9 protein-coding genes are annotated in these 11,607 nt (G+C 57.6%); 4 read left to right on the forward strand and 5 right to left on the reverse strand.

Annotated elements, in window-relative coordinates; translation table 11 throughout:
- Positions 1-1,033 precede the first annotated feature (1,033 nt).
- From B5F19_RS15435 to B5F19_RS15455, 4 genes are all read left to right on the forward strand, one after another.
- Complete coding sequence (locus tag B5F19_RS15435) at positions 1,034-1,336, forward strand: DUF6809 family protein (RefSeq protein ID WP_087292207.1); 303 nt, start codon at positions 1,034-1,036, stop codon at positions 1,334-1,336.
- A 5-nt stretch (positions 1,337-1,341) separates the two neighbouring features.
- Positions 1,342-2,493 carry a site-specific integrase gene (locus tag B5F19_RS15440; RefSeq protein ID WP_087292210.1) on the forward strand — a complete coding sequence of 384 codons (1,152 nt, stop codon included), beginning with the start codon at positions 1,342-1,344 and terminating at the stop codon, positions 2,491-2,493.
- A gap of 532 nt (positions 2,494-3,025) precedes the next feature.
- Positions 3,026-3,817 carry a sulfite exporter TauE/SafE family protein gene (locus B5F19_RS15450; RefSeq protein ID WP_087292216.1) on the forward strand — a complete coding sequence of 264 codons (792 nt, stop codon included), beginning with the start codon at positions 3,026-3,028 and terminating at the stop codon, positions 3,815-3,817.
- 2 nt (positions 3,818-3,819) lie between these two features.
- A complete protein-coding gene (locus tag B5F19_RS15455) occupies positions 3,820-4,938 on the forward strand; it encodes an anaerobic sulfatase maturase (protein ID WP_087292219.1) in 1,119 nt (372 codons plus the stop codon).
- 58 nt (positions 4,939-4,996) lie between these two features.
- On the opposite strand, the gene B5F19_RS15460 is transcribed toward B5F19_RS15455, so the two are convergent.
- The 5 genes from B5F19_RS15460 to B5F19_RS15480 all read right to left on the reverse strand — a co-directional run bounded on the left by B5F19_RS15460 (position 4,997) and on the right by B5F19_RS15480 (position 10,661).
- A complete protein-coding gene (locus B5F19_RS15460; protein WP_242972841.1) occupies positions 4,997-6,103 on the reverse strand; it encodes a GntR family transcriptional regulator in 1,107 nt (368 codons plus the stop codon).
- A gap of 13 nt (positions 6,104-6,116) precedes the next feature.
- Positions 6,117-7,469, reverse strand: coding sequence for a sulfatase-like hydrolase/transferase (locus B5F19_RS15465; RefSeq protein WP_087292226.1), 1,353 nt, complete (start codon positions 7,467-7,469; stop codon positions 6,117-6,119).
- 13 nt (positions 7,470-7,482) lie between these two features.
- Positions 7,483-8,988 (reverse strand): tripartite tricarboxylate transporter permease, encoded by a 1,506-nt coding sequence (locus B5F19_RS15470; RefSeq protein ID WP_087292229.1) that lies wholly within the window; start codon positions 8,986-8,988, stop codon positions 7,483-7,485.
- 15 nt (positions 8,989-9,003) lie between these two features.
- The gene (locus B5F19_RS15475; RefSeq protein ID WP_087292232.1) at positions 9,004-9,522 is read right to left on the reverse strand and encodes a tripartite tricarboxylate transporter TctB family protein; all 519 of its coding nucleotides are present in this window, start codon (positions 9,520-9,522) and stop codon (positions 9,004-9,006) included.
- A gap of 101 nt (positions 9,523-9,623) precedes the next feature.
- Positions 9,624-10,661 (reverse strand): tripartite tricarboxylate transporter substrate-binding protein, encoded by a 1,038-nt coding sequence (locus tag B5F19_RS15480; protein ID WP_242972842.1) that lies wholly within the window; start codon positions 10,659-10,661, stop codon positions 9,624-9,626.
- Positions 10,662-11,607: the final 946 nt, after the last annotated feature.

Raw genomic sequence — 11,607 nt, forward strand, 5'->3', positions numbered from 1 at the left:
CCCGGATGTAAAGCCCTCCCATTGGGCGTACTACTCCATCATGGAGACGGCCAACAGCCACGACTACACCAAGAACAACGGAAATGAGAACTGGCGCTGAGCGCCCAAGTTCTGTCCTGACGGACTTGATGTAACCCAGGACCGCCTGTCCCTATGGGATGGGCGGTCCTCTTGCGTTTTATGGTTCAAAACCTGTACGAGGAAGCACTGCTTAGTCCGCTGCCGAAAGCTGGCCTGGGAAGCAATTTTACCCACCCTTGGGTGGGGCAAGCAGAGCGTCTGGCTTGCCGCAAGCGGCCGCCAACGCAGTTTCCGGGCAGAAGCCCGGACCCACTTTATCGGCAGAGAAAAGAAAAGCCAGGGTGCCTGGCAGGACAGGGAGCGCGGTCCCGCCGTGCGTTGCCCCTGTGAGGCCGCGTGTGAGGCGCTTGGGCGCAGGACAACCGTGTACCAACAAGCGTCGGCATAAAGCCGCTGTGCGGCCCCTGTGGGCGAAAGGTGGGAACAGAAAGTTAGTGCCCAGAGAACTCCGTATTTTCCATTTTTGAAGCGAATTCTGATTCCTGGAAAAAATATTTTTTTGCCCCTGGTTCCGGCCGTTTCGCTGGAATCAGGGGCGTTCGGTTTTAGTACGAGGATAAAGGACCGCGTCGGTAAACCGCCGCCGGCCCAGTCACAACGCCCCGCAGAGCGGGGCGTGTCAAGGGATTGCGGGATTTTGCCGCAGCGCAAGCTTAGGTGGTCGCTGAACCGGCTTTTCGGATTTCAGGTGGTCGTAGATTTGAGGAAATCCAGAGGTTCCAAAAGGTTCCCAGCTTTTTCACCGACGCTGTGCACAGCAATGCTTCGGGTATCTCAAAAATTGCGCCGCCTAAACAAAGAGAGAAAATCTCGCCCAGAGCTGGAAACTGAAATGCCGTAGACAAGGAAAAAACGCCGCAAAAAGTGTGAATTGTTTGATAACTCTGCGCCACAGCCCTGGCTATTTCCCATTTCTGTGGTATCGTGTGTCGTTGCAAAGGAGGCGACACACATGCGAAACATACTGGAAGATCTGTACTTCGGGAAAATCACACCCAACGAGCAGGACATCACCCCAGGCTCTCCACTGCAGCAGGCCATGGACCAGGCGGAGGAATACGAGGAGAAGCTCTCCGCTCTGCTGGAAGGAGAGGAGAAAACCATGCTCCTGCGGCTCCTCAACGCAGAGAATGAGATCGGCAGCACCCTGGCCCTGGAGAACTTCATCCTGGGTTTCCGGTTGGGGATGCGGGTAGCAATCGAGGCACTGGACGAGGATGACGGCAGTCTGACTGCCCTCCCGGAAGAATGGTGAGGGCTATGGCAAAACGCAGAGCCAACGGGGAGGGGAACCTCCGAAAACGGAAGGACGGCCGCTGGGAGGGCCGGTACACCGCCGGTCACGACCCGGAGACGGGCAAGGCTATCTACCGGAACGTCCTGGGTCGGACCCAGGCGGAGGCCCGGGCCAAGCTGAAGCAGGCTATTGAGGAAGCCAAGCAAATCGACCCGGTGAGATCAAAGCAGTACACTGTGGGAGAGTGGATGGACATCTGGTTCGAGAACTACGCCAAGGTAAAGGTTCGGCCCTCCTCCCACCAGACCTACCGGGGCTACATCGACAATCACATCAAGCCCAACATCGGGAAGATCTCTCTGAGCAAACTCACTTCCCTGGAGTTACAGAAGTTCTACAAGAAGCTGCTCAGCAGCGGCAGAGTGGAACGCATCGAGAGCAAGAAACAGAGCAAGGGGCTAAGCCCTAAGACTGTGCGGAACCTCCACCAGATCATTGCCTCGGCGATGAAGCTGGCCAAGGAACAGAAGCTCATCGTTGCAGACCCAACCGAGGGATGCGCCTTGCCCAAGGTGGAGCACAGAGAGATGAAAACCCTGCCGGTGGAGCAGCTGGCGTCTTTTCTGCGGGAGGCGAAAGAGAGCGGTGTGTTCGAGCTGTACTACGTGGAGCTGGCCACCGGCCTGCGGCGGGGAGAGCTGCTGGGCCTCAAGTGGGAGGACCTTGATTTGGAGAAAGGCGACCTCCGGGTAAAACGGCAGATTGCCCGCATCAATGGAGAGATGGTGGAGGCCCCCCTGAAAACAAAAAACGCCTACCGCACCCTGCCTCTGGCAAAGGATACGATAGACGTTCTGGAGCAGCAGAAAAAGAAAGTGGGCAATAGTCACTGGGTGTTCCCCAGCCCCACAGGCGGCCCCATGTCCCCGGACAGCGTGCTCCACATGCTCCACCGGGTTCTGGAACGGGCGGGACTGCCAAGGGTCAGGTTCCACGATTTAAGACACACTTTCGCAACCCTGGCCCTGCAAAACGGAGTGGATGTGAAAACCGTCTCCGGCATGCTGGGCCACTACAGCGCCGGGTTCACCCTGGACACCTACGCCCACGTGACCACCTCGGCCCAGCGGCAGGCGGCGGAGGCCATGGAACACGTTCTCTCCGGCAGTTTATAGCCCTCTCCAGTCCGGAAAAATTTCCGTATGGGTCAGAATCTGGGTCAGATTCAGAAACCCAAAATAAACCTCGCGAAAAAGTTGCAGAAAACAAAAATAATCCGCTGGAATCAGGCGATTCCAGCGGATTTCTGGTTGCGGGAGGAGGACTTGAACCTCCGACCTCCGGGTTATGAGCTGTTGTCAGTTTGTCCATTCGCTGCGTTTCAACGCTTTTCGTGCGCTTTACGGCCTGAAATGGGCCAAAACCCGGAGGGTTGTGTGAGTTCTGCTCCACGGCGCTTTTCAGCAACCTGGGTCAGGATTTGGGTCAAAGTGAAAGCCCAAATCTGTGCCGCGATAAACAAAGAGACCTAATTTTATATAGAAGGCTGTCGAGAAAGTCTGCCTTCAACGCTCCAATTTCTGCCCACAACAGCAGTCGGCATATTTTCCGCGACGCCATAAATGCTTTGCCATTTGAGACGATAGCTGGTATACTGAATTTGGCTGAAGAAGGGCGCCTTTCAAAAAACAGTTGGAGGTTGTCGGCGTGCTGTACATACTATATTTTCTCATCGCCATTGGCGCGACCACGGTGGGGTCCCTGACCGGAATGGGGGGCGGCGTGATCATCAAGCCGCTTATGGATGTGCTCCACCACTTCGATGTGGAGACCATTGGGGTGCTGTCGTCCATTACCGTCTTTTCCATGTCTGTCGTCTCCATTGGAAAGCAGATTCTGGCCAAGGCGGAGATCCCTTACAAAATCGCGGTGCCGCTGGCCCTGGGCTCGGTGCTGGGCGGATATATAGGGCAGGAGATGCTGCGGGCCATTGTGGAGGCGCTCCAGGCCCAAGGGATTGTCACGGTTATCCAAAACGCAATGTTGGCCATTTTGATTTTACTCGTCTATTTTTACATGCGGAACAAGGCCCATATCCGGGGACATCAGCTCTCCGGCATCCCGGTCTCCCTGGCGGTGGGCTGCTTCCTGGGGATCTGCTCCTCTTTCCTGGGCATCGGAGGCGGCCCCATCAACGTGGCGCTGATCATCTACCTCTACTCTGTGGGCACAAAGGCGGCCACGGTCTGTTCCCTTATGACCATTCTGTTTGCCCAGATCTCCAAGCTGGGGACGGTAGCCCTGTCCACCGGGTTTTTGGTGTATGATCTGTCGGTGGCCCCGGCCATGGTCATCGGCGCCATTGCGGGCGGCTTTATCGGCGCCAGCCTCAACAAGCGCTGCTCTGAGCAGGCGGTGGAGCGTGCATTTAATGGTGTGCAGCTTCTGGTGCTGGCCATTGCCATCTTCAATATCGTCCGGAACCTGCTGGGAGGGTGACTATGGAACATCTCACACTTTTGGTAAAGCCGGCCTCCAGCCTGTGTGATCTGCGGTGCCGGTACTGTTTTTATGAAGATGTCTCAGACAGCCGACAGGTAAAGAACATGGGGCGGATGACCGAGGAGACCGCACGCCGTCTCCTCACCGCCAGTGTCCAGGCCGTGGGTGCGCAGGGCTCTATGCAGATCACCTTCCAGGGGGGGGAGCCCACACTGGCGGGGCTGGAATTTTACCGCTCCTTTCTGGCGTTGGAGGGGCAGATATGCCCGTCCTCCCTCCGCATCACCCACTCCATACAGACCAACGGGATGACGCTGGACCGGGAGTGGGCGGACTTCCTGGGGGAGCATGGGTTCCTGGTGGGGCTCTCTCTGGACGGGGCCCGGGAGTTCCACGATACGCTGCGGGTCGACCCCCGCGGGAAGGGAACTTGGGACCGGGCAGTCCGGGCGCTGGCCCTGCTGGACGGGGCGGGGGTGGAGACCAATCTTCTCTGTGTTGTCACCAATCAGCTCTCCCGCAGCCCCCAAAAGGTGTATCAGTCCTTAAAAAAGCTGGGAAACCACCCGCTGCAGTTCATCCCCTGTCTGGACCCGCTGGACGCGCCCCGGGGCGGCATGCCCTACTCCCTCCCTCCGGCCCGCTACGGGAAGTTCCTCTGCGGACTGTTCGACGCCTGGTACCGGGATCTGGAGGCGGGGCGGTACGTCAGCATCCGGCTGTTTGACGACTACCTGCGCATTTTGGCCGGGATGCCCCCCAGCACCTGTGCCGCCGCCGGGGCCTGCGGCAGCTACCTGGTGGTGGAGGGGGACGGCAGTTTGTATCCCTGTGATTTCTTTGTGCTGGATGATTGGAACTTGGGCAGCATTTACACGGTCAGTGTCGAGGAGGCCCTCAATGGGGAGAAAAGCCGGCAATTCCTGCTGCAAGGGCAGTTGCGTCCCCAGGCCTGCGGCAGCTGTCCGTATCAGGCCATCTGCCGGGGGGGCTGCCGCCGGGATTGGACCGCTCTTGGCCCGGAGGGGGGCAATTATTACTGCCCCGCGTTCCGCACCTTTTTTGACTATGCCCTGCCCAGACTCCGGCGGGCGGCACAGGTGCTCCTGCACCAATAAACCAAACAGAAAACGCGCTCCGCGTGGACATTGTCTGTCCCGCGGAGCGCGTTTCTTTTTATTCAACTTTCCGAATGGAAGTTCCAATGTAAATCTTGGGCTTCAGCACACAGGTGTAGTTTTTGTCCTCGCAGTCCTTGCGCTGGATCATGGTCATAAGCCGGGTGGCCACCAGAGCGCCGATTTTCCGTCCCTGATGGACCGAGCAGGTGATCCGCTCCTTCTCCCAGTCCTTTCCCGAGTAGTCGAAACAGACCAGGGAGCAGTCCTCCGGCACGCGCTTCCCCTGCAACTCCAGCACCTGGCGCACCAGGCGGTAAATCATGTAATTGCAGCAGACGATGGCGGTGTATTTGGGGAGCCCCTTCAGAAAGCGGTCGATGGAACGGGCAAACCGCTGATCATGGGCCTCGTCGGACACGCACCACTTGATATAGTCGTCCTGGAACTCCACCCCGCGCTTCAGCATGGCGGCGGCCGTCCCCTGGAACTTCTCGATGCTCTGGTAGTTGTCATACACGAAGATCCCCGCGATCTGGCGGTGCCCCGCCTGGATCAGCAGTCCGACCAGCTGATCGGCGCACTCCTTATCGTTGACGATGACCCAGGGGTAGCGGAGATTTTTATAGTAGTTGTTGTAAAAAATGACGGGGATGCGCCGGCGGTAAATCTCGCGGTAGCAGTCCAGATTGGGGTTGAGCATGCTGGCCTTGACGCCGTCCACAATAAAGCCCTGAAAATTTTGATGGACCACTGTCTGCAGGCAACGCCGCTCATTGGCAAACTTGTTGTCGGTAAAAAAGACCCGGAGGTCCACCTGCCCGGCGGGCAGCACGCTTTTGATCCCCTCCAGCAGTTCGGAGTTTGCGTCGGTATCCTGGCCCTGCAGGATCAAACCGATCTTCAGGGGCGCCGATCCGGTTCCCAGCTCCCGGGAGAGGGCCACTTCTTTGTTGACGTACGTCCCGCTCCCCTTTACTTTCTGGATCACACCCTCCTGGGCCAGCTGGTCTAGCGCGGAGCGCACGGTCTCGCGGCTCATATTCAGCCGCCTGCACAGAGCGTTTTCCGAGGGGAGCTTCAGGTTCCCGGAAAACTTCATCTCATCAATGTAGGCCGTGAGCCACTGATAGACCTGCTCCGTTTTTTTGCCCGCTCCCGCCAAACAAACCCTCTCCTCAATCGACGATCGTGGGGCGCGTTCCCTCGGCCTTCTCGATCCAGTCCAGCAGCCGGGCGCGCATGTCCTGCTTGACCGCGCCATAGGCCGGGTCTGCCACCACATTGTTCAGCTGCCAGGGGTCTGCCTTCAGATCGTAGAGGAAGTCGTCGGCATACAGGTCCGAAGCGGCGGCCTCGCCTCCGTTGACGCCGGGGGCGTAGACGGAGTAGAGGTAGTCCGCGGTGCGGACACAGCGGCCCACCCGGCTCTCCGAGATCTGGGCGAACACCTGGTTGGGTCTATTATGGTCCTTTTTCTCCACCACGTCAAGCAGATCCTCCCCGATCATAGCGTCTCCCACGTCCACGCCGGCCAGGGCCAGGATGGTCTTGGGAAGGCTCTCGGTGGAGACCAGCTCCTCCACCGCGATGCCGCCCTTGTAGGGGCCGCCTGCAATGACCAGGGGCACATGGAGGGCCCCGTCATGGCAGGTTCGCTTGTAATCGTCGTAGCCGTTGAGGTGGTTGTCCGTGTTCCGGGTCTTGAAGTGGGAGCCGTGGTCGGAGGCAAAGATAATGACGGTGTTGCCGTACAGCCCCTCCTGTTTCAGGCGCTCCACCAGCCGTCCCAGGTTTTCGTCCAGACTGGCGCACTGTCCCAGATAGTCGGGGTACTCCTCGGCGGCGTTGCCCTTGAGCACCTCCAGGTCGTGGGGCAGGACAAAGTTCTTGTACTTCTCCTTGGAGCCGATGGGACCCTCGTAGTGGTTATGGTCATTCTGGTGATGGGGCTCGATCTGGGAAATGGTCATAAAGAAGGGCTTTTTCCCGTCGTAGGCGTCGAAGAACTCCAGGGCCAGATCGGTGATGCAGTCGGGGCGGTAGCCCTTGAAATCAATGCGGTTGTTGTTTTCGTCAAATACGAACCCGTCATAGCCGTGGGAGGTGAACTCCAGCACGTCGGCGGCCCGCCAAAAGCCCGTGTAGCCGCCCCGCAGCTCCCTGGGAATGGCGGTGATGGTGTGGTCGATGGTGGGCGGCTTCTCCAGTTCGCCGTCGCTGGCCAGGTGCCACTTGCCGATATAGGCGGTCTCATAGCCCGCATCTTCGATGTAGTTGGCCAGCGTCTTGATATTGCCGGGCAGCATGATGTTGTTGCGGAAGCAGCCCGTCTCAGTGGGATATTTGCCGGTCTGGAACAGGGCGCGGCAGGGGCCGCACACCGGCTGGGGGGAAAACGCGTTGTCAAACTTTACGCCCTCCTGGGCCAGCTGGTCCAGATTGGGGGTGATATTCAGCGGCTGACCGAAACAGCCGCAGGTGTCCCAGCGCTGCTGGTCGGTGAAATAGAATACGATGTTATAGGGCATTCCAAAGTCCTCCTCATTCAGCATGGGCCGCTTTTTCGGCCTGACGGTCCTTGATTTTTCCACGGATGATGGCAGCCAGGGCCACAATGATCAGCACCACAAAGATCTTGCAGTAGATGCTGCTGAAGAAGATGCTGGGGTCCCCGTCGGAGACCAGCAGGGCCCGGCGGAAGTTGGTCTCGGTCATCTTGCCCAGCACCAGGCCCAGCAGGATGGGGACGGGAGGCAGGTCAATCTTGCGCAGAATCCAGGCCAGGACGGTAAAGACCAGGGCCACCCCCACGTCAAAGTAATTCTCATTGACCGAATAGGCGCCGGCAAAGCAGAAGATGACAATAATGGGAGTCAGAATCTCTTCCGGGATGGAGACGACCTTTGCAAAGAAGGGGGTCAGAAGCTGTCCCTGAATCTGCATAAAGATATTGATGACGATCAGGCCGATCATGATGGCGTACATAATGTCGCCCTGGGTGGTAAACAGGCTCAGGCCGGGATTCAGGCCGTTGATCATCAGGGCGGAGAGCATGATGGCCACTGTGCCGTCTCCGGGGATGCCCAAGGTCAGCAGGGGGATCAGGGTGGCGCCGGTGACCGCGTTGTTGGCCGACTCGGCGGCGGCAATGCCCTCTACCGAGCCGTGGCCGTATTCCTCCGGGTGCTTGGACATGTTTTTGGCGGTATTGTAGCTGAACCAGGAGGCCTCAGAGGCCCCGGTGCCCGGGATGATGCCCACCATCACGCCGATGAAAGAGGATATCAGGGTGGGGAGGAACATCCGCTTATACTCGTCCTTGGTGATCCGGCCGTCGTCCTTCAGTTTGGAGGTGTCCATATTCTGCGCCTTTGCCCGGGATTCAGCCTTGCTCAGAATTTCCACCAGAGCAAAGAGGCCGATCAGACACACGGCCAGGTCCAGCCCCAGATACAGCCTGTTGCTGCCAAAGGTGAAGCGGTCGTAGCCGGTCATGGGGTCAGAGCCCACGCAGGCGATCAGCAGGCCCAGACAGGCGGAGATGATGCCCCGCACCAGGCTCTTGCCAGAGACGCCGGCAATGATGGTCAGGCCGAAGAGGCAGACCATAAAATATTCGGCTGTGCCCAGCTGCGCGGCGATCTTGGCCACTTGGGGCCCCAGGAACAGCAGCGCCAGAGCAGAGAAGATTCCACCGAATGTGGAGGCCTCCAGGGCGATTTTCAAGGCCGCCTTGGTGCGCCCCTTCTGGGAGAGGGGATAGCCGTCCAGCATGGTGGCGGCGGCGTGGGGGGTGCCGGGCGTGTTGATCAAAATGGCCGAGACGCTGCCGCCGTATCCGCCGGCGCAGTAGATGCCCAGCAGGAACATCATGCCGGGAATGGCGGACATGGTGTATGTAACAGGCAGGAACAGGGTGACGCACAGGATGACTGTCAAGCCGGGAATCGCGGAAAAAATCGCTCCGATAAAGACCCCCAGGTTGATCCAGATAATATTTTCCAGGGTAAAGAGCAGTCCCATTGCCGGGCCGACATATTCCATCATATTTCCGCCACCTCCTTAAAATTCCACGCCCAGGCCAAACCGGAACGCAACCCAGATGATCACGGCGATCCCGAGGGTAATGGCATAATAGCTGGGCTTCTTACAGCGGAAGTAGATCAAAAAGCCAAGGCAGCAGAAGATGCTCCCCACCACAAACAGATCTGTGACGATGCACAGGAAAAAGGAGATCAGCAGTATGATAAAAATGACCAGCGCCTTGACCTCGGTATTGAGGTTGATGACCTTCCACTCAATGGGTTTTTTGGTGATGATTTTATAGACGTCTTTGAGGACAAGTCCTGCGCAGCACAGCATCATGACCGCCATCAGCAGGGTGGGGAAGGAACGCCCGTTGATGGCGTCCCCCTCGGAAATTGGAACCTGCTGAGGCATGACGGCCAGGATGAACAGTGCAAACAAAAAGAATACCACGCCCGCCGTGATGTTCACGGGGATTCGGAGCTCTTTTGTCTGAAGCTTTTCCCCCAAAGTATCCAGACGCGCGTAAAACCGATCCAAGAAGTTCTCTTTCATGGTTGGCATGACCTCCATAAACACAAATATGACACAGACAGGGATAAAAGGGAGGAATGGGCGGACTTAAATCCCATCCCATTCCTCCCTATGTTTCGGGATCAGCCGACTACGATATCCTTGTACTCGTTGACGATGTTCTTCACGTTCTCCACGTGGGCATCTACATCCTCCTGAGTCATGGGGTCTACCTCCAGCAGCATGGTGTCCTGGAGCCAGGAGACCATCTCCTCATCCGCCAGAATAGCGTCGTACAGCTCTTTCAGCTCCGTGACCGCGGCCTCGTCGGTGCCGGCCCGGGCCATGATGAAGCAGCGGTTGCGGAAGTAGGGATAACCCTTCTCGCCTACGCCTTCCACGCCGGCGAAGGGACCGTTCTCGATGGCCTTCTCATCAAAGGCGCACACCACGGTGACGCCGCCCTGCTGGTAGTTCTCCAGGATCTGAGACTGATGGGAGACGGCAAACTGGGTCTCGCCTCTGGCTACCGCCTGAGCAGCCTCGGCAGCAGACTGATAGGGGACCAGCTTCAGGTCCGCGTCCATGGAGCCGAACAGAGCCGCGGCCAGGAACGCCTCGGAGCCGACCGCTCCGTTGACGGCCACGCTGACCGAGTTGCCCGCATCCACATAGGCCTCCAGGTCGTCCAGCGTGTTGATGTTCAGCTCGGCATCCGCGGAGAGAACAAAGATGGAGGAGTACAGATTCTCCACAAAGACAAAATCGTCCTCGGTAAACTGCATTTTCGAGGGGTCAATGGTGGAGGTGATGGACAGCAGACCCTCGCCCACAAAGACCAGCTCGGGATCATTGGCCTCTGTGTCCAGGACCCATGTGTTGACGGTGGCGGCGTCGCCGGCAATGGCCTCGGCCACCAGAGAAATGGAGTCGGAGTAAGTGGGGGACAGGGTGGCGGCCTTTTGGCTCACCATGGCGGCTACGCCGGAGGGGGCCCAGGGGCAGGTCACCTTCCAGCTGTTGCTGATTGCAGAAGCACCCCCTCCACCGGTGGAACTGGCATCTCCGCCGCTGGATGCAGAACTGCCTCCTCCGCTGCTGGTGGCGCCGTTTCCGCAGCCGGCCAGAAGCCCAATCGTCATGGCGCATGCAAGAGACATGCTAAGGAAACGCTTTTTCATTTTTTCCCTCTCCTTTTTTATAAAATTTATGCTTTCCGCATGTAAGGCACTACTTTCTTCCAGTGTGTGTACTATATCATGGGAGCTTTTTGGGATGCAATAGATTTTTAAAAAAATACGATGAAGTTGTATGGAAATAATCCGATTTTAGAAATGTTGTATTTTAGAAAGGTATTTTCTATATAATATGCACAATTTATGTCTGTGATTTTATACATACAAAACAGCACTGTCTTTCCCGGGATGAGCGCACCGCACAAAACCTTATAATTGCATCCATAGAGCACCCGGCTCAGGCAGTCGTTTGGGCGGTTTTTTCCGAATACTTCCCAAATGCCTGCTTCTCTGGAAGGAGTAACAGGTTCAGGAGACTGAATAAAAGCCGTCCAAACGGTCGAAGGGAGCGGGCGTGTTTGACTTGCACTATGCAGCGCAGCCCCATCAAGTGTGGCCGCAGTTCACTCACAATAAAGGTGAGGAGGTGAATGCACCTCTGAAAACAAAGATGACTACCGTGCCCTCTCCGAGAGGAGGCCTGGACCTAATTAATCTGCAGAGAAAAGGGAAATGCAATACCCTGCGCACCAAGAATCAGAATCCCGCCGTGTCGCCCATGTGCGGCCTCGTGTGAGACGATTGGGGTACAGGGGAGCCGTGACCCAACAAGCAAGAATGCCGCCGCTGTGCGGCCCTTGTCGGCAAAGGTTGAGGACGGAAGACCGAAGCTCAGAGAACTCCATATTTTCATTTCAGCGGCGAATTTTTATTCTCTGAAATAGATTCTTCTGCCCCCTGCTTCTGACCGTTTTGCTGAAACCAGGGGCGTTCGATTTTAGAACGAGGATAAAGGGAGGTGGTCGCAAAGCGCCCACCTCCCGGTCACAACGCCCCGCAGAGCGGGGCGTGTCAAGGGATTGCGGGATTTCGCCTCAGCGCCGTGCCAGGT

The organism is Pseudoflavonifractor sp. An184 (assembly GCF_002160305.1).
Lineage (GTDB): Bacteria > Bacillota > Clostridia > Oscillospirales > Oscillospiraceae > Lawsonibacter > Lawsonibacter pullicola.